The 18,284-nt window shown below is 72.0% G+C and carries 13 protein-coding genes and 1 pseudogene; 5 read left to right on the top strand and 9 right to left on the bottom strand.

All coding sequences use genetic code 11. From position 1 onward, the window contains the following. The first annotated feature begins 99 nt into the window (after window positions 1–99). Window positions 100–2,754 carry a 1,4-alpha-glucan branching protein GlgB gene (glgB, locus tag KGA66_RS01640; RefSeq protein WP_312886693.1) on the top strand — a complete coding sequence of 885 codons (2,655 nt, stop codon included), beginning with the start codon at window positions 100–102 and terminating at the stop codon, window positions 2,752–2,754. Between the two features lie 32 nt (window positions 2,755–2,786). On the opposite strand, the gene KGA66_RS01635 is transcribed toward glgB, so the two are convergent. Next, entirely contained in the window at window positions 2,787–3,638 is an 852-nt protein-coding gene (locus KGA66_RS01635) for a bifunctional methylenetetrahydrofolate dehydrogenase/methenyltetrahydrofolate cyclohydrolase (protein WP_211463673.1), read from the bottom strand. A 157-nt stretch (window positions 3,639–3,795) separates the two neighbouring features. On the opposite strand from KGA66_RS01635, the gene KGA66_RS01630 reads away from it, so the two are divergent. Continuing rightward, window positions 3,796–4,341, top strand: a complete 546-nt coding sequence (locus KGA66_RS01630) for a DUF4190 domain-containing protein (protein WP_211463671.1) — start codon at window positions 3,796–3,798, stop codon at window positions 4,339–4,341. Window positions 4,342–4,462: 121 nt separating this feature from the next. Here KGA66_RS01630 and purH read toward each other — a convergent pair whose 3' ends face one another. Then, a complete protein-coding gene (purH, locus tag KGA66_RS01625; RefSeq protein ID WP_211463669.1) occupies window positions 4,463–6,031 on the bottom strand; it encodes a bifunctional phosphoribosylaminoimidazolecarboxamide formyltransferase/IMP cyclohydrolase in 1,569 nt (522 codons plus the stop codon). Next, window positions 6,028–6,657 (bottom strand): phosphoribosylglycinamide formyltransferase, encoded by a 630-nt coding sequence (purN, locus tag KGA66_RS01620; RefSeq protein ID WP_369015784.1) that lies wholly within the window; start codon window positions 6,655–6,657, stop codon window positions 6,028–6,030. Before purN ends, purH begins: the two co-directional genes overlap by 4 nt. A 266-nt stretch (window positions 6,658–6,923) precedes the next feature. Between purN and KGA66_RS01615 the strand changes: the two genes are divergently transcribed. From KGA66_RS01615 to KGA66_RS31925, 3 genes are all read left to right on the top strand, one after another. Beyond that, window positions 6,924–8,072, top strand: coding sequence for a hypothetical protein (locus KGA66_RS01615; RefSeq protein ID WP_211463667.1), 1,149 nt, complete (start codon window positions 6,924–6,926; stop codon window positions 8,070–8,072). Then, a complete protein-coding gene (locus tag KGA66_RS29605) occupies window positions 8,069–8,476 on the top strand; it encodes a DUF2752 domain-containing protein (RefSeq protein ID WP_211463666.1) in 408 nt (135 codons plus the stop codon). Before KGA66_RS01615 ends, KGA66_RS29605 begins: the two co-directional genes overlap by 4 nt. 577 nt (window positions 8,477–9,053) lie before the next feature. Further along, window positions 9,054–9,461 carry an RDD family protein gene (locus KGA66_RS31925; RefSeq protein ID WP_369015783.1) on the top strand — a complete coding sequence of 136 codons (408 nt, stop codon included), beginning with the start codon at window positions 9,054–9,056 and terminating at the stop codon, window positions 9,459–9,461. A 75-nt stretch (window positions 9,462–9,536) separates the two neighbouring features. On the opposite strand, the pseudogene KGA66_RS29600 reads toward KGA66_RS31925, so the two are convergent. The 6 genes and pseudogenes from KGA66_RS29600 to KGA66_RS01580 all read right to left on the bottom strand — a co-directional run. Next, a pseudogene (locus KGA66_RS29600) lies at window positions 9,537–10,988 on the bottom strand (cell division protein PerM); the annotation flags it as partial. Between the two features lie 96 nt (window positions 10,989–11,084). Then, a complete protein-coding gene (sucD, locus tag KGA66_RS01600) occupies window positions 11,085–11,966 on the bottom strand; it encodes a succinate--CoA ligase subunit alpha (protein WP_211463663.1) in 882 nt (293 codons plus the stop codon). Between the two features lie 13 nt (window positions 11,967–11,979). Beyond that, the gene (sucC, locus tag KGA66_RS01595; protein WP_211463661.1) at window positions 11,980–13,188 is read right to left on the bottom strand and encodes an ADP-forming succinate--CoA ligase subunit beta; all 1,209 of its coding nucleotides are present in this window, start codon (window positions 13,186–13,188) and stop codon (window positions 11,980–11,982) included. A 342-nt stretch (window positions 13,189–13,530) separates the two neighbouring features. After that, entirely contained in the window at window positions 13,531–14,763 is a 1,233-nt protein-coding gene (locus KGA66_RS01590) for a VWA domain-containing protein (RefSeq protein ID WP_312886685.1), read from the bottom strand. After that, window positions 14,760–17,174, bottom strand: coding sequence for a DUF5682 family protein (locus KGA66_RS01585; RefSeq protein ID WP_211463659.1), 2,415 nt, complete (start codon window positions 17,172–17,174; stop codon window positions 14,760–14,762). Before KGA66_RS01585 ends, KGA66_RS01590 begins: the two co-directional genes overlap by 4 nt. Beyond that, on the bottom strand, window positions 17,171–18,277 hold the full coding sequence (locus tag KGA66_RS01580; protein WP_211463657.1) for an ATP-binding protein: 1,107 nt from the start codon (window positions 18,275–18,277) through the stop codon (window positions 17,171–17,173). Before KGA66_RS01580 ends, KGA66_RS01585 begins: the two co-directional genes overlap by 4 nt. Between the last annotated feature and the right edge of the window lie 7 nt (window positions 18,278–18,284).

Raw genomic sequence — 18,284 nt, 5'->3', positions numbered from 1 at the left:
CGCGCCACCACGCGACGCCCACGCATGACATCGTGGAAAACGGAGAAACGGGCCCGTTGAGGGACCGCTCGATCGAGACAGGGACGTGGGGCTTTGACCGTGCGCGACGACCAGCGGATCGCAGGCCGGGCCGGCAAGGACGGCGAGGGCCGGGCCACCGGGAAGCAGGCCGACACAGCCGGCGACGGGCCCGACCGCGCCGTCGTCCCGGCCGCGCCGCTCGCGGAGGACGAACGCAGGGCCCTGCTGGACGGGGCGGTGCACGACCCGCACCGGCTGCTGGGCGCGCACTCCGGCGCCGACGGCACCCTTGTACGCGCACTGCGACCGTTCGCGGAAGGCGTGACGGTCCTGACCGCGGCGGGCGAGCGGTATCCGCTGATCCCGCAGGGCGAGGGCCTGTTCGCCGCGCTCCTTCCGGACGCCCTCGGCGACTACCGGCTCGAAGTCGGCTACGGCGACGCGACGATCCTTTTGGACGACCCCTACCGTTTCCTGCCGACGCTCGGCGAGATCGACCTGCACCTGATCGGCGAAGGCCGGCACGAGCAGCTGTGGGAGGCGCTCGGCTCGCGGGTGCGCCGTTTCGACTCCCCCGAGGGCTCGCCGTTCGACCCGCCGGTCGGCACCTCGTTCGCGGTGTGGGCGCCCAACGCGCGCGGGGTGCGCGTCGTCGGCGACTTCAACTACTGGAACGGCACCAGCCATCCGCTGCGCTCGATGGGGTCGAGCGGCGTGTGGGAACTGTTCGTGCCCGGCGTCGAGGCGGGCGCCCGGTACAAGTACGAGATCCTGGGCCGCGACGGCGTCTGGCGGCAGAAGGCGGACCCGCTGGCCCGCCGCTGCGAGATGCCGCCGGCGAACGCCTCGATCGTGGACGAGACGCACTATGAGTGGAACGACGACGAATGGCTTGAGCAGCGGGCCAAGTGGGACGCGTACCACTCCCCCATGTCGGTGTACGAACTGCACCTGGCCTCGTGGCGGCCGGGGCTGGACTACCGCGGTCTCGCGGAGCAACTGCCCGCGTATCTGAACGAACTCGGATTCACCCACGTCGAGTTCCTGCCGCCGACCGAGCACCCGTTCGGGGGTTCTTGGGGCTACCAGGTCTCGTCCTATTTCGCGCCGACCGCGAGGCTGGGCACCCCGGACGAGTTCCGCCACCTGATCGACGCGCTGCACCGGGCCGGGATCGGCGTCATCATCGACTGGGTCCCGGCGCACTTCCCCAAGGACGCCTGGGCGCTGGCCGAGTTCGACGGCACGCCGCTGTACGAGCACCCCGACCCGTGGCGCGGCGAGCACCCGGACTGGGGCACCCTGGTCTTCGACTACGGCCGCCGCGAGGTGCGCAACTTCCTGGTCGCCTCGGCGCTGTTCTGGTGCGAGGAGATGCACGTCGACGGCCTGCGCGTGGACGCGGTCGCCTCGATGCTCTACCTCGACTACTCCCGCGAGGACGGCCGCTGGCACCCGAACGCGTACGGCGGCCGGGAGAACCTGGAGGCGGTCTCGTTCCTTCAGGAGCTGACGGCGACGGTGTACAAGCGGGTGCCGGGGGTCACGGTGGCCGCCGAGGAGTCCACCGCGTGGCCCGGGGTGACCAGGCCGACGGATCACGACGGCCTGGGCTTCGGCTTCAAGTGGAACATGGGCTGGATGCACGACTCGCTCGGCTACATGTCCGAGCAGCCCATCAACCGGCGCTGGCACCACAACCGGATGACCTTCTCGATGGTCTACGCCTTCACCGAGAACTTCATCCTGCCGATCAGCCACGACGAGGTGGTGCACGGCAAGGGCTCGCTGCTGCGCAAGATGCCGGGCGACCGCTGGCAGCAACTGGCGAACGTGCGCGCCTACCTGGCCTTCATGTGGTCGCATCCGGGCAAGCAGCTGCTGTTCTCCGGCTGTGAGTTCGCGCAGGACTCGGAGTGGTCGGAGCAGGCCGGACTGGACTGGTGGCTGCTGGACAACCCGGCGCACCGCGGAGTGTTCCGGCTGGTGCAGGACCTGAACTCGGCGTATCGGACGCGCCCGGCGCTGTGGGAGCGGGACACCTCCGGCGACGGCTTCTCGTGGCTGAAGGCGGACGACGGCGATCACAACGTGTTCGCGTTCGTGCGCTGGGGCTTCGACGGACGGCCGCTGGTGTGCGTGGCGAACTTCGCCGGGGTGCCGTGGGAGGGCTATTCGCTGCCGCTGCCGTGGAGCGCCGGCCAGGCACCGGTCTGGTCCGAGGTGCTCAACACCGACGCCGAGCAGTACGGCGGCTCGGGCGTCGGAAACTTCGGGCAGGTGTACGCGCTCGACGAGGGTCAGGACGGCTGGCCGGCGCGCGCGGTGCTGCGGCTGCCGCCGCTCGGCGCGCTGTGGCTGGAGCCCCGGCCGGCCGAGACGGCCGAACGCGGCGAGTCGGCGGCGCTGGAGGCGGGGCCGAGGCAAGAATCCGAATCCCGGATCGTCGTGGTGCAGCAGCCTGCGGCCGAGAACGAGCCGGGTATTCACGCCGAGCCGATCACCTCGGAGCCGGGCATCCACGCCGAGCCGATCACGACCACGCCGGCTCCGATCGAGGTCCCGGAGCCCGCGGCGACCGAGACTGCGAAGACCGAGACTGCGAAGACCGAGGCTGCGAAGACCGAGGCTGCGAAGATCAAGACCGCGGCGACAGAGCGTGGGCCGAGCGCCACGCCGAAGCGCCCCGGCGCCGTGAAGCCACGCGCCCGGTCCGGCCGCCGCACCGGATAACCGGACGGCGGGCAGGTCAACCGGCGGGCGGGTCAGAGCAGCGTTCGCTCAGCGGCTTCGACGACGTTCGTGAGCAGCTGCGCGCGGGTCATCGGGCCGACGCCGCCGGGGTTGGGCGAGAGGTAGCCGGCTACCTGCTCGACGCCGGCGGCCACGTCGCCGGTGAGTTTGCCGTCCACGTGCGAGACGCCCACGTCCAGCACTGCCGCGCCCGGCTTGACCATGTCCGGCTTGATGATTCCCGGCACGCCCGCGGCCGCGACGATGATGTCCGCGCGGCGGGTGTGCGCGGCCAGGTCGCGCGTGCCGGTGTGGCACAGCGTCACGGTCGAGTTCTCGGACTTGCGCGTCAGGATCAGTCCGAGCGGACGGCCGACGGTGATGCCGCGGCCGACGACCACCACCTCGGCTCCGTTCAGTTCGACGCCGAAGCGGCGCAACAGCACCACGACCCCGTAAGGGGTGCACGGCAGCGGCGTCGGCTCGCCGAGCACCAGCTTGCCGAGGCTGAGAGGGTGCAGGCCGTCGGCGTCCTTGGCCTGCTCGACCCGCTCCAGGACACGGAACTCGTCGAGCCCCTTCGGCAGCGGCAGCTGAACCAGGTAGGCGTGACAGGCCGGATCGGCGTTGAGCTCGGCGACGGCGGCCTCGACCTGCTCCTGGGTGGCGTTGGCCGGCAGGCGGCGATCGATGGAGTGGATGCCGACCTTCGCGCAGTCGCGGTGCTTCATCGTCACGTAGGCGTGCGAGCCCGGGTCGTCGCCGACCAGTAGCGTGCCGAGGCCGGGTACGACGCCACGCTCGGCCAGTACACTCACCCGCTTGGCCAGGTCCTGGCGGATCTCCTCCGCGGTCAGCCAGCCGTCCAGAATCGTCGCCGTCATGCGCCCTATTCTCGCAGACGCAACAGGTAGACTCGCGCGCCAAGTACGTGCCCGAAGAACGGAGCCAGGGGGAGCCTTGTCCGAATCACCCGAAGCGACGCCCCCGCCATCACTCGCGCCACCGCTGGCGCCACCGCTCGCGCCACCGATTGGGCAGATGCCGAGCGGACCGATGCCGACCGCACAGGCGCCGCTCGACCAGCCCGTCGAATCCCAGCCGACGGCGCAGTACCCGGCCGGGGGTTACCCGGGCGACGGCTTCGCCCACTGGCCGGGAGACCAGGGCGCACCTGGCTACCCGCCGAACCAGGGCCTGATGCCCTACGGGTATCCGTATCCGTACCCGATGATGCCGATGGCGCCGCCGCCCCGCGGCCTGGCGATCACCGGCATGGTTCTCGGCATCGTCGGTCTGTGCACGTCGCTGTTCTACGTCGGCGGAGTGGTCGGGATCGTCGGGCTCGTCTTCTCGATCATCGCGATCCGCAAGGCCGGCCGCGGCCAGGCCGCCGGCAAGGGCATGGCGATCGCCGGGCTGGTGACCTCGATCCTGGCCATCATCGCCAACGTGCTCGAGATCGTGGTGATCGTGTGGTTCGTCAGCACCGCGGCCAACTGCCACCAGTACAGCGCGACGCCTGATCCGGTCACCGGAACGTCGCAGTACGAGCTGTGCTTGCAGCGCGGCTTCTTCGGAAACTGACGCGGGTTTCCACGCGGACCGGCACGAAGCGGACCGGGAGGCGTCAACGCGGACGCGGCGGCGAGCCTTTCCGGCCCGCCGCCGCGGTCTTTTTCTTCAGCCGTCGAACGCGGCGTGCGGATCAGTGCGCGAAGTGCCGCGTGCCGGTGAGGTACATCGTCACACCGGCCGCTTCCGCGACCGCGAGCGACTGCGCGTCCCGCACCGAGCCACCGGGCTGCACCACTGCCCTGACGCCGGCCGCGATCAGGACCTCCAGGCCGTCCGAGAACGGGAAGTAGGCATCCGAAGCGGCGACCGAGCCGGCCGCGCGATCCCCGGCCCGGCTCACCGCGAGCCTCGCCGAGTCCACCCGGTTCACCTGGCCCATGCCCACCCCGACCGTGGCGCCATCCGTGGCGAGCAGGATGGCGTTCGACTTGACCGAGCGCACCGCCCGCCACGCGAAGGCCAGATCGGCCAGCGTGCCGGGATCGGCGGCCGGCCCCGCGGCCAGCTTCCAGTTCGCCGGATCGTCGCCCGCCGCCTGGAAGTTGTCCCCGGCCTGGAGCAGCATGCCGCCGCAGATCTGCCGGAAGTCGGTGGCCCGCCGCCCGCTCGCGCCGGTGCGCAGCAGCCTGATGTTCTTCTTCGCGGACAGGATCTCCACCGCCCCGTCCTCGTAGTCCGGGGCGACGATCACCTCGGTGAACACCTCGGCGACCTGTCGGGCCATCTCGGCGGACACCGGACGGTTGGCCGCGATCACGCCGCCGAAGGCCGAGACCGGGTCGCAGGCGTGCGCCTTGCGGTGCGCCTCGGCGATGTCGCCGCTGACCGAGACCGCGACACCGCACGGGTTCGCGTGCTTGATGATCGCGACGCAGGGATCTGCGAAGTCGTGGGCCGCGCGCAGGGCCGCGTCGGTGTCGACGTAGTTGTTGAAGGACATCTCCTTACCGTGCAGTTGCTCGGCGTTGGCCAGACTGTCCTGCTCTGCCGCCGGGCCGCCGGTGTAGAGCGCGGCGGCCTGGTGCGGGTTCTCGCCGTACCGCAGCAACGCGCTGCGCTTGTACGTGGCCGCGACGAAGTCCGGGAACGGTGATTCGTCGGCCGGCGCGTAAGCCGAGGCGAACCACGACGCGACTGCGGCGTCGTACGCGGCGGTGTGCGCGAACGCCTCCGCGGCCAGGCGCTTGCGCTGTTCCAGGGTGAATCCCCCGCTCTCGACCGCCGCCAGCACGTCCGTGTAGCGGGCCGGGTCGACCACGATCGCCACGCTCGGGTGGTTCTTCGCCGCCGCGCGCACCATCGACGGGCCGCCGATGTCGATCTGTTCGACGCACTCGTCCGGAGCGGCGCCGGAGGCGACGGTCCGCGTGAACGGGTACAGGTTCGACACGACCAGGTCGAAGGGCTCGATGCCGAGTTCTTCGAGCTGGCTGACGTGTTCGGGCAGGCGCCGGTCGGCGAGGATCCCGGCGTGCACCTTCGGGTGCAGGGTCTTGACCCGGCCGTCGAGACATTCGGGGAACCCGGTCAGCTCGGCCACCTCGGTGACCGGGACGCCCACGGCGGCGATGCGGGCCGCGGTGCTGCCGGTGGAGACGAGGGCGACCCCGGCGGCGTGCAGGCCCCGGGCGAGCTCCTCGAGTCCGGTCTTGTCGTACACGCTGACCAGCGCGCGACGGATGGGCAGCTGTGTGCTCACGGGATGGTCACCTTCCGGTTGCTGACGGTGCCGCGCGTATCCGGCGCGGCGGTTGGAGCCGGGGTGATGGTCCACCCCTCGCGGGCCATCCGGCCGACCTGTTCGACGAGCAGCGCGCGCTCGGCGGCCTTGATCCGCTCGTGCAGGCTCTGCTCGTCGTCGCCGTCCTCGACCGGCACGGCGGCCTGCGCGATGATCGGCCCGTCGTCGATGCCTTCGGCGACGACGAACAGCGTGCAGCCGGCCACCTTGACCCCGTACGCGAGCGCGTCGCGCGCGCCGTGCATGCCGGGGAACGAGGGCAGCAGCGCGGGGTGCGTGTTGACCGTCCGGCCGCCGAACTCGGCCAGGAAGTCCGGGCCGACCAGCTTCATGAACCCGGCCGAGACGACCAGGTCGGGCGCGTGCCGCCGGACCTCGTCGCGCAGCGCGCGGTCCCAGGCGCTCCGATCGGGGTGGTCTTTCAACCGGATCACGAAGGTGGGCACGCCCGCGTCCTCGGCGCGCTTGAGGGCGAGGATGCCGTCCCGGTCCGCGCCGACGGCGACGAGCGTGGCGCCGTATCCGGGGTCGGTGGCGGCGTCGAGCAACGCCTGGAGGTTGGTCCCGCTGCCGGAGACCAGCACGACGAGGCGCGCCGGGCGCGATGACGGGGGTCGGTAGCGGGTAGGGGAGTTCGTTGACTGCTGAGTTGGGGAGGCCACGACCGCGGCGTCCTTTCAATCAGTTGACGTGATGTCGCCCGGCGGCGGCCATAGGCCGGACCAGCGGGATGTGGCCAACGATAGCTAGCGGTACGGTGAGGAGACCAATTCAAGCCATCCGCGACACCGGTCGGCGATACCGTAACGACGCAGCGCCCATCCCTCCCGTGACAACGGAGCCGAATACTGTGACCGACGCCCCTGCCCGCCAGGACAGCACCCCCGACGATGGGAGTGGCGACCAGAAGATCGGTGAATCCAGCTTGGGGAACGCGGGCGGCGGCGGGGAAGAGCAGACGCAGAACCTTCCGGTACCGCAGTGGTCGGCGCAGCAGCCGGCGCCGGCTCCGTGGTTTCTCGGACAGCCGGGTCCGGTACCGCCGAACTTTCCGCCGGTGCCGGTGCCGGTGCCGGTGCCGCCCGGCCAGGTGCCCCAGTATCCGGTGGCCCAATACCCCGCGGCCCAATACCCGGTAGCGCAGTACCCGGCACCGCAGTACCCGGTTCCTCCGCTGCCGCCGCCCACGCCGGACCAGGCGAACTGGCCGAACCACGCGCCGGGCACACGGCCGCAGCAGCCGAATCAGCAGCCCGGCGCGCAGCAAGACGGTACGCCGCAGGACGGTGCGCACCAGCCCGCTACCCGACAGCCCGGGTCGCAACAGGACGGGGCGCAGTCGCCGGAGACGCAGCAGGTCGAGCCATACCGCCAGCCGAACGCGGCGCCCGCGCCCGTCCCGGGACCGCCCCGCAGTCCCGGTCAGAGCCCCGGACCGGCTCTCGGCCCGACCGGCAGCCCGCATCAGCCCGCGCCTTGGCACGATCCCAACCGGTACACGCCGGCGGGCCAGCGTCCGGCGCAGTTCGATCCGCGCTCGCCGTACCGCCCGCCGCAGCAGCAACCGCCGCGTCAGCAGCAACCCGGCGGTGAGGAGCCCGGCAAGCGCCCGCCGCTGGGCCTGCGCACCCGCTGGGCGCGCGGACTCGCCCTCGGCGGCGCGGCGTGCACCATGATCACGCTGCTCAACGGCTACCGCGACTTCCCGGTCTGGCTCATCGCCGCATGTACGGGCCTGCTGATGTCGCTCGGCGGCCTGTGGCTGGGCACCTTCGCCCAGCGCGACGCGGCACGCCAGGCGCAGCGCGCGCCGGAGGCGGTCGCCTCGGTCGTGTGGAGCGGCATCTCCTCGCTCGTCGCGCTCGCCGTGGTCTCCTACTCGCTGATCTTCTTCCCGCAGCTTCGGCAGTACTCGGACTGCATGCGGGCGGCTAACACGATCGCCGGGCAGAACGTGTGCCAGCAGCAGTTCGACCATTCGCTGGCCCTCGTGCCGTGAGCGCGGCCGCACCGCGGGCGGTCAGCGCGGCCGTTCGCGGTCCGCGGGCTGCCGCGCTGCGGCTCGGCCTCGTCGCGCTCGCCTCGGTCGCCGCGGCATGGGTGCACCAGAACCACGATCCGGGGGCGCTTTGCCCGCTGCGCCGGCTGACCGGCGTGCCCTGCCCGTTCTGCGGCTCGACCACGGTTTTCATGGAAGCGGGTGCCGGGCACTGGGGCGGCGCGCTCGCGGCCAATCCGCTGACCGTGGCCGCGGCGGTGCTCTTTCTGGCCGCGCCGCTGACGACGGTCGACCCGATGGCCGCCCTGGCCCGGACACCGGTGTGGCTGCGATGGACCGCGGGCGCGCTGATGGTCGCCGGTTCCTGGCTTTGGCAATTGCGCCGTTTCGGCTTTGTGGGCTGATACCCGTTCAGACCACTGGAGAATGTGCGTAGCAGGACAAAGCCTGACGATATGGTGAGAGTACTCGTCAGGAGGCGGCGTGAGCACGACACCGAGCCATCCGCGGCAACCGGAGCGAGAGCCCGAGCCGGAACAGGAACCCGAGGCGGCGCAGGAGGCCGAGCCGGCGCAGGACCCCGAGGCCGGGCGCGGGTCACAGCCGGAGCCTGAAGGACAGCAGAGCGCGGCGCCCCATGACCCGCTTCGCGACCTGGTTGACAAACCGCAGGCCGATGAAGCCGGCGCCACGGCGTATTCGGCGGTCCCGCCGCCGCTGCCGCCGCGAGAGGCCGAGACACCGCAGCCCGAGACACCGCAGCCCGAGACACCGCAATCCCAGGCACCACAGCCCCAAGAGGCACGAGCGCAGGAGCCACAGGATCGGGCTCCCTACGGTCAACCCGGTTACGCGCAGCAGCCTTACGGGGTTGGGCAATACGGCGCTGGACCCTATGGCGGCCCTTACCAGGCAGCACCGCCGCCGCCGTACGGACAGCCTTACGGCTATCCGGCGGCAGGAGCGGGGCTACCCGTCGGCATGCCCCCGCTCGCCGACTGGTGGCAGCGCGTCGGCGCCTTCGCCCTCGACAACGGCCCCTTCATCGTCGCCGGCTCGCTCACCGGAGCCACCCAAGTCGAATCCGTCGACATCCTGTTCGGCGTTCTGGCTTTCCTCGGGCTGATCTGGGCTGTGGGCAACAGCATCCGGGCCGGGCGCACCGGCCAGTCCTACGGAAAACAGACCCTCGGCCTCCGGCTGGCCCGCTTCGAGAACGGACTGCCCGTCGGCGCCGCCGTCGGCTTCCTGCGGCTGTTCCTCGACTGGCTGTTCTGGGTGGCCTGCGCCATCCCCGGCGTGCTCAACCTGCTCTGGCCGCTGTGGGACTCCAAACACCAGACCTGGGCCGACAAGATCGTCCGCAGCGTCGTCGTGCGGACCCGCTGACGCGGCGAGCGCCGGCCGATCCGCGCCGCGACGCACCCGGTCAAGCGCGAACCACAGCACTAACCCCGCGGCCGCGACGCAGCCCAGTTCCAGCGCCACCACCGCCCCGAGCCGCCACGGCACCGGGCCGACCGCCGACATCACGCCCGCGGCGACCGGACCGCCGGACAGCGCGGCGCCCACGGCCACCGCGCAGCCGACCACCGCGACGGCCGCGCCGGCCGCCGCCGCCCGCCCGCCGAAACCGCGCACCGAGCGGCCGGTGATCAACACGACGACGACTCCCGCGGCGAGCGGCACGGCGAAGACCAGGTAGAGCCAGGGCGAAGCCGCACCGGCGTGCGGAACCGCCTGAAGCAGCGGCAGCCCCGGCAGCGGCCCGTGCCGCGAGCCGCGCACCGACACCGCACTGCCGACGCCCACCGCGAAACCGGGACCCGCGGCGTAACTCAACGCCCAGACCACCAGGTTCGGCGCGAGCGCCAGATCGATGAGGAACAGGCCCGACTCGCCCGCGGTGCCCTGGCCGATCACCGAGCCCAGGCGCGAGACGTCGCCGAAATTCCGGCACACCGCGAGCGCCGCGAGCAGCGCGCCGCCGCAGACCAGGACCGCCAGCGCCGCCGCGGCCGCACGCAGCGCCGCCGCAGACCAGCGCTCGGTGTCGGTGTCGGCGTCGGTGTCGGCGTCTGTGTCGGCGTCTGTGTCGGTGGGTGCCGGACCCGGGGACGCGAACAAGGCGGTACGCGCGCTCAGGAAGCCGACACCACAGGCGGCGAACGCGATCAAGCAGGGATAGCCGACGGCCGTGCCCAGATCGGCGTGCAGCGCACCCGAGACGGCGCTCCACGAGATGACGAGCGCGGCCAGCGGATAACAGACGGCGACGGCGGCCAGCGTCCAGATCCCGGCACGCAGGCGATGCGCGGCGTACCGCCCGGCAAGCAGCAGCGCCGCGGCCGGCAGGATGGTGAAGCCGAGCGGGGAGAGGCCGAACGTGCCATCGGCGGTGCGCAGCCGGACGTGATGCGCGGCGAGCCACAGCTGCCCGGCGACATGCAGCGGGGCGGCGAAGGAATCGGTCGTCGGCGCGGTCGTCGCCCACACGGCGAGCGTCAGCGCCGCCGCAGCCAGCCAGCCGCCCGCCGCGACGACCAGCGCGGTGGCCGCTCCGGCGGCCAGTTCGGCGGCGTGCCCGGCCACGGCCTGCCCGATACGACGCAGCGCCGCCGGCGACCCCTCGCGCAGCGCCGTGGCCAGGCCGGCGAAAAGTGGACCCGAGGTCTCGGCGGGACCGGCGCCGCCATCCGCGACGCGGTCCTCGGGCGGCGCCGATTCCGCCTCGGCGGGCGCGGTCGGCCCCGCGGCGGTGTATCGCTGTTCTGCGATATGCGGCCGCGGTGACGGACCGTCAGGCTCGTCCTGCGGCTGACCTGATCGAGCGCCGAGAAACGACGACGCCTCGCCGGCGCGCCTGGTCGCGGGCGGCGCCGAGGAGTCGACGGGCGGCTGCTTGCTGTCGGCCATGGCACCCATGCTGGGCGCGGGAACGGTGCCGCACAGCGCAGGCGCGCCCGCGCTTCACCCGGGTGAAGGACGAGCGCGCCTGGTCGCCGCGGAATGTCAGAGAGCTTCGACGATCGCGCGCATGAGCCGCGCGGTCTCGGACGGGGTCTTGCCGACCTTCACGCCCGCGGCCTCCAGCGCCTCCTTCTTGGCCTGCGCGGTACCGGACGAACCGGAGACGATCGCGCCGGCGTGGCCCATGGTCTTGCCCTCCGGCGCGGTGAAGCCCGCAACGTAGCCGACCACCGGCTTGGTGATGTGCTCCTTGATGTAGGCCGCGGCCCGTTCCTCGGCGTCGCCGCCGATCTCGCCGATCATCACGATGGCCGCGGTCTCCGGGTCGTCCTGGAACGCCTGGAGCGCGTCGATGTGCGTGGTGCCGATGACCGGGTCGCCGCCGATGCCGACCGCGCTGGAGAAGCCCAGGTCACGCAGCTCGTACATCATCTGGTAGGTCAGCGTGCCGGACTTGGAGACCAGGCCGATCCTTCCGGCCTTGGTGATGTCGGCCGGGATGATGCCCGCGTTGGACTTGCCGGGGCTGATCAGGCCGGGGCAGTTCGGGCCGACGATGCGGGTGCCCTTGCCCTGGGCGTATGCCCAGAACTCGGTGGTGTCGTGCACCGGGATGCCCTCGGTGATGACGACCGCGAGCGGGATGCCGGCGTCGATCGCCTCGATGACCGCGCCCTTGGCGAAGGCCGGCGGCACGAAGACGACCGAGACGTCGGCCCCGGTCTCCTTCATCGCCTCGGCCACCGTCCCGAAGACGGGGATCTGTACGCCGTCGATCTCCACCTTCTCGCCGGCCTTGCGCGGGTTGACCCCGCCGACGATCTTCGAGCCGGAGGCGAGCATGCGGCGCGTGTGCTTCATGCCCTCCGAGCCGGTCATGCCCTGGACGACGATCTTCGAGTTCTCGTCGAGGAAGATAGCCATTCTCGTCACTCCCCTACTTCGCCGCGGCGAGTTCGGCCGCGCGGGCAGCGGCGCCGTCCATGGTGTCCACCTGCTCCAGACCGGGCAGCGCGGCCTCGGTCAGGATCTCGCGGCCGAGCTGCGCGTTGTTGCCGTCCAGCCGGACCACCAGCGGCTTGTCGACCACCTCGCCGCGCGAGCCGAGCAACGCGAACGCCTGCACGATTCCGTTGGCGACCGCGTCGCACGCGGTGATGCCGCCGAACACGTTGACGAACACCGACTTGACGGCCGGGTCGCCCAGGATGATCTCCAGGCCGTTGGCCATCACCTCGGCCGACGCGCCGCCGCCGATGTCCAGGAAGTTGGCGGGCTTGACGCCGCCGTGCGCCTCTCCGGCGTAGGCGACCACGTCGAGGGTGGACATGACCAGCCCGGCGCCGTTGCCGATGACGCCGACCTCGCCGTCCAGCTTCACGTAGTTGAGGTGCTTCTCCTTGGCCTCGGCCTCCATCGGGTCGGCTGCGGCCTTGTCCTCGAGTTCCGCGTGGCCGGGCTGGCGGAAGGCGGCGTTGGCGTCGAGCGAGACCTTGCCGTCGAGCGCGACGATCTTGCCGCCGGAGAGCCCGGGGGCCGCGGAGCCGTCCTCCGACTTGAGCAGCACGAGCGGGTTGACCTCGACCAGCAGCGCGTCCTGCGCGACGAAGACCTTCCACAGGCTCTGCAACACGTCGGCGACCTGGTCGGCGACCTCGGCGGGGAAATTCGCCGCCGCGACGATCTCGCGGGCCTTCTCGGCGGTCACGCCCTCGGTGGCGTCGACGGGCACCTTGGCCAGGGCCTCGGGCTTGGTGACCGCGATCTCCTCGATCTCCATCCCGCCCTCCACCGAGGCCATCGCCAGGAAGGTGCGGTTGGCCCGGTCGAGCAGGAAGGAGACGTAATACTCGGCCTCGATCTGCGCGGCCGCCGCGAGCATCACCTTGTGTACGGTGTGGCCCTTGATGTCCATGCCGAGGATCTGCCCGGCTTTCTCCCGCGCGTCCGCTGGGTCCGCGGCCAGCTTCACCCCGCCGGCCTTGCCCCGGCCCCCGGTCTTGACCTGTGCCTTGACCACCGTCTTGCCGCCGAGACTGGACGCGGCCGCCTCGGCCTCCTCCGGTGTCCCGGCGACCAGCGCCGGAAGGACCGGCACACCGTGCTTGGCGAAGAGGTCCCTCGCCTGGTACTCGAAAAGATCCACGCGCGTCCGTCCTCGGTGACTGATGGCTCGGGGCGGCTGCTCGTCCCCGGCCTAGGAAGCTGATACGAGGTTATCCCGGTTCGGTGAATGCCCCGTAACCGGCCGCGTGTGATGTGCGTCAAAAGCAGGCGCATCCGAAGGCCGGCGGTGGGCGGGACGGTTTCCGCGTGCCCGAAAGCGTGCCGCGCGCGGCTCGATCCGGCGGCTCGATCCGGCGGATCAGTCCGGCGGCTCGATCCGGCGGATCAGTCCGCCAGCGTCGCACGGTACGAAGTTCCGCCCGGAACCCGCAATGCCGTGCGAGCGGGCGGCCGAGCCGCCGGCCGCTCGCCGCTTCGCCGTTCAGCCGGCTCGGTCCGCAGCCGCGTAGGGCGCCAGGTCGCGTCGTTCGATGGCCGCGGCCATCAGCGGGCCGAAGCGGTCCGGGGTACAGGCGAACGCCGGGACGCCGAGCTCGGCCAGCGCGGCCGCGTTGCGCTGATCGAAGGAGGGCGCGCCCTCGTCGCTCAGTGCCAGCAGCGCGATGCACTGGACTCCGGCCGCGGTCATCTCGGCCATCCTGCGCATCAGCTCGTCGCGGACCCCACCCTCGTACAGGTCGGAAATCAGGATGAAGATGGTGTCCGCGGGGCGGCCGATCAGCGACTGGCAGTAGGCGACCGCCCGGTTGATGTCCGTACCGCCGCCCAACTGCGTGCCGAACAGCACCTCGACCGGATCGGCGAGCACGGGGGTCAGGTCCACCACCTCGGTGTCGAAGACCACCAGCGACGTGCGCAGAGTCTTCATCGAGGCGAGAACCGCGCCGAACAGCGAGGCGTAGACGACTGAGGCGGCCATCGAGCCGGACTGGTCGATGGCGAGCACGACGTCGCGTTTGACCGTGTTCGCAGCGCGCGCGTAACCGACCAGCCGCTCAGGTACCACGGTGCGGTACTCCGGCTGATAGTGCCTGAGGTTGGCGCGGATGGTCCGGTTCCAGTCGATGTCGCGCGGCTGCGGTCGGTTCGTGCGCGCGGCCCGGTTGAGTGCCCCGGTGACAGCCGCGCGGAAGCCCTGCGCGAGGCGGCGTTCGAGGTCGTCGACGACGGTACGCACGACTTGACGCGCTGTCTGCTTGGTCTCCTCGGGCATCAGCCGGTTCAGGGAGAGCAGGGTGCCGACGAGATGAACGTCGGGTTCCACCGCGCCGAGAAGCTCCGGTTCCAGCAGCAACTGGCGCAGGTTCAGCCGATCCACCGCGTCACGCTGCATGACCTGCACGACCGAGCTGGGGAAGAACTCGCGGATGTCGCCGAGCCAGCGGGCCACGTTCGGCGCGGAAGCCTGGAGCCCGGCGCTTCGCTCCCCACGGGCGCCGGGACGGATACGCGAAGCGGCGCCGCCGTCGGCCGCGGCGGCGTAGAGCGCGTCGAGCGCGTTGTCCATGCGCTGGTCGCGGCCGCCGAGACCACCGCAGGCGCTCTCCGCCTCGCCGCCGAGCACGAGCCGCCAGCGGCGCAGCCGCTCGGCCCGCGGGGACTTGTCGCCGGGGTCGGCCTCGCCGGACGCCGGCGTGAGGTCGGTTGCGGTCACGGCGCGGGCTCCAGTTTCCGGGTCGGTGCGACTTCGGCGGATACAGCGCCGCCGGGATGCGAAGGGCTGCCGGGATGCGAAGGGCTGCCGGGATGCGAAGGGCTGCCGGTCAGCAGCAGCCGCACGGTCGGCAGCGCCGCGGCGAACCAGTCCGCCGCGACACCGGTCGGCGGCGCGGATCGCTCGGCGAGCGCGGACGCGCCGTCCGGGGCGCCCAGGTGCGCGACCCGTTCGCCGATCGTGCGGCGTTCGGGCGCGGTGAAGGTCGCGAAGGTGCGGCGCAGCAACGGCACCACGTGCTCGAAGCGGTCGGCGTCCAGCCCGGCGAGCCAGTCGTCGATCAGCCGGAGCAGGGCCTTGTCATGGGCGAGCACGAGCCCTGAGCCCGCGAGGAGTCCTTCCAGCCATCCGGCGGCGCCGGCGGGCTCCCCGCCGCGGGACAGCGCCCTGGCCATCAGCGCCGCGACCGCCTCGGCGCCGAGAACTCCGGCGTCGCTGAGCAGCCTGGCGGCGCGGCCCGCGAGCAGTCCGTGCGCCCCCGCGCCGCCGAGGTCCGCGACCTGTCGCAGCGCCCGCATCCACGGATCGCGGATCGCCGGTTCGTCAAGGGTCTGGATCGCCGCGTGCACCTTGGCGAGCGACGGAGCCAGGGCGTGGGCGGCGTCGTCATCGACATTGACGCAAGCCGGCGGCAGGCCGATGGCGATACGTACCGCGATGCCGTGCACGACGGTGCGCAGGCCGTCCGCGCGAGTACCGCGCACGTCTCCGTAACGCAGGATGCCGGCCAGCGGCGGCAACGCGGTGGCCAGGTCGGCGATGTCGGTGTCCAGCGCGGCGCGGTTCTGCACCTGAGCTATGAGCGGATCAACCGCGCCGGGCAGGTCCGCGGTCAGGCAGCGCTGCACCAGAACGGTGAGCGAGCCCAGCGTCTCGGTCTGCTCGGCCGTTTCCAGCGCCTTCGCGGTCGCGGCGGACTGCACCGTGGTCCCCCACACCGCCGCCTCCACCAGCCGGACCTCGAACAGCGGTTCCCAGGTCACGTCCCAGGACTCGCGGAAGGTGCCCGCGGAGCGGGAGCCGACCGCCACGGCCCAGTCCACGCCCAGCAGTCCCAGCCGGTGGAACAGCTTCGAGCGCTCCAGGTCGGTGGCGTTGCGCAGGTCCAGGTCGTACTGCTTGCGCGTCGCGGTCCTGGGCACGCGCAGCCGCTTGGCCTCGCGGGCCAGGTCGGCGGCCAGCGGCACGGTCGGCACGCCGCCCGGAACCGTGCCGAGATCCTCGCCGACGACCAGTTCCCGGCCGATCAGCGCCAGCGGCTCCTCGCGGCCTTCGCAGAGCACGGCGACGGTCGCCTCGGTCAGTTCGGCCAGGCCCGGCAGCGGCCGTCCGCGCAACGCGGCCAGCGCGCGCGCGAGCCTGGTCGCCTCGATCAGGTGCGCGCTGGAGACCGGGTGCCGCTCGTCCCGCAGCAACCGCGCGACCGAGGCGAGCCAGCGCTCCGTGACGTGGTCGTCCGTCTCGAACAGGTGCCGGTACCAACCCGGCGAGCCGATGCCGGCGCCGTAGCCGGAGTGGTACGACAGCCGGCTGTGCGTCCACGGTACCCACGTCAGCTTGGTCGCAGTGGCCTTGGTCTGCTTGGGCAGCGCCGCCAACAGCGCCTTGTCCGCAGCCTGCGCCGGGGGCTGCGCCTCGCGTCCGTCACAGATCCCTGACAGCGCCGGGACGTGGTATGCGCCGCAGACCACGGCGACGCGCCGCGCGCCTTCCGCGAGCGCCGCGCGAAGCACACTGCGCATGTGTGCCTCACGCAGCGCGTCGCGTTCCGGTGTCGGCTCGTGTTCGCGCACGGCCGCCATGGCTTCGGCGATGGCGTCGAACGCTGCGAGCGAATCCCCTCCGTCCGCTTGTCGCGCTCCCTCGCGCGGGCCGGATCGGCCGCCGCGGTGCTCGACGACGTCCTCCCACCACGTCTCCGCATCGGCGTAGCCGGCGGCCTCGGCCAGGCGCGCGATCGGATCGGGGCCGTCCCCGGTCCGGTCCCGATCCCGATCGCGCGCCTGCGCCTTCGTGTCCTGAGACAGCGAGGCCGCGGCCGGCAGGTCGCAGAACCCGACGCCGATCCCTCGCTCGATCGCGTACCGCAGTGCGATCCACTCCGGCGAGAAGCCCGCGAACGGCCAGAACGCGGAGACCTTCGGATCCTGCTCCCGGTAGGCGAGCAGGGCGACCGGCGGCTCCATGCCCTCCGCGCCGGCCAGCGGGATGAGCGGATCGGCGTCGGCCGGCCCTTCGATCAGGATCCTGTCGGGTTCGAAGGCCGACAGCGCCGCCGACACCGCGCGGGCCGAACCCGGACCGTGGTGCCTTACGCCCAACAGAACGACTCGCGCGCCGCCGTGGTTCACGCCGACAGCTCCCGGCATGCCTCGTAGAAGCCGGACCAGCCGTCGCGCGACCGCACCACCGTCTCGAGATACTCGCGCCAGACCACCGGGTCCGCGGACGGGTCCTTGACCACCGCGCCGAGGATGCCCGCCGCCACGTCGTGCGGGCGCAGCGTCCCGTCGCCGAAGTGCGCGGCCAGCGCGATGCCGCCGGTGAGCACGGAGATCGCCTCGGCCGGAGAGAGGGTGCCGGAGGGGGACTTGAGCTTGGTGCGGCCGTCCTCGGTCAGCCCGGACCGCAGTTCGCGGAACACGGTGACCACGCGGCGGATCTCCTGCTGCGCGGCCGGGACGTCGGGCAGTTCCAGGGTGCGGCCCAGCTCCTCGACACGCCGGGAGACGATCCGCACCTCGTCCTCGGCGCTGGCCGGCAGCGGCAGCACCACGGTGTTGAAACGGCGGCGCAGCGCGGAGGAAAGGTCGTTGACCCCGCGGTCGCGGTCGTTGGCGGTGGCGATCACGGTGAAACCCTTGACGGCCTGCACCTCGTCGCCGAGTTCGGGAATCGGCAGGGTCTTCTCGGACAGGATGGTGATCAGCGTGTCCTGCACGTCGGCCGGGATGCGCGTCAGCTCCTCGATCCGGGCGACCTTTCCGGCGGCCATCGCGGTCATCAGCGGAGAGGATGTCAGCGCCTCGCGGGAGGGGCCGTGCGCGAGCAGCTGCGCGTAGTTCCAGCCGTAGCGCATCGACTCCTCGGAGGTACCCGCGGTGCCCTGCACCAGCAGCGTCGAGTCTCCGCTCACCGCGGCGGCCAGGTGCTCGGAGACCCAGCTCTTCGCGGTTCCCGGCACCCCGAGCAGCAGCAGCGCCCGGTCGGTGGCCAGCGTCGCGACGGCGACCTCGATCAGCCGGCGCGGGCCGATGTACTTCGGGGTGATCTCGGTGCCGTCCGCGGCGCGGCCACCGAGCAGGTAGGTGGTCACCGCCTGGGGGGAGAGGTTCCAGCGCGGCGGGCGCGCCAGCGTGTCGCCCTTGGCGAGCGCGTCGAGTTCGCGGGCGTACGCGTCCTCGGCGTGCGGGCGCAGGACGGCGGGTGCTGGTTCGGACAGCGGGGTGGTCATCGTCGGC

The sequence above is a fragment of the Actinocrinis puniceicyclus genome, assembly GCF_018283645.1.
GTDB classification, from domain to species: domain Bacteria; phylum Actinomycetota; class Actinomycetes; order Streptomycetales; family Catenulisporaceae; genus Actinocrinis; species Actinocrinis puniceicyclus.
This window is presented reverse-complemented; position numbering and strand designations above follow the sequence as displayed.

Coding starts and splice junctions, on each gene's coding strand:
- KGA66_RS31925 (WP_369015783.1), top strand. CDS start 9,054: ATGCCCCCGCTCGCCGACTGGTGGCAGCGCGTCGGCGCCTTCGCCCTC.
- KGA66_RS01635 (WP_211463673.1), bottom strand. CDS start 3,638: ATGACGGCGACGATTCTGGACGGCTGGCTGACCGCGGAGGAGATCCGC.
- KGA66_RS01580 (WP_211463657.1), bottom strand. CDS start 18,277: ATGACCACCCCGCTGTCCGAACCAGCACCCGCCGTCCTGCGCCCGCAC.
- KGA66_RS01630 (WP_211463671.1), top strand. CDS start 3,796: ATGCCGAGCGGACCGATGCCGACCGCACAGGCGCCGCTCGACCAGCCC.
- sucD (WP_211463663.1), bottom strand. CDS start 11,966: ATGGCTATCTTCCTCGACGAGAACTCGAAGATCGTCGTCCAGGGCATG.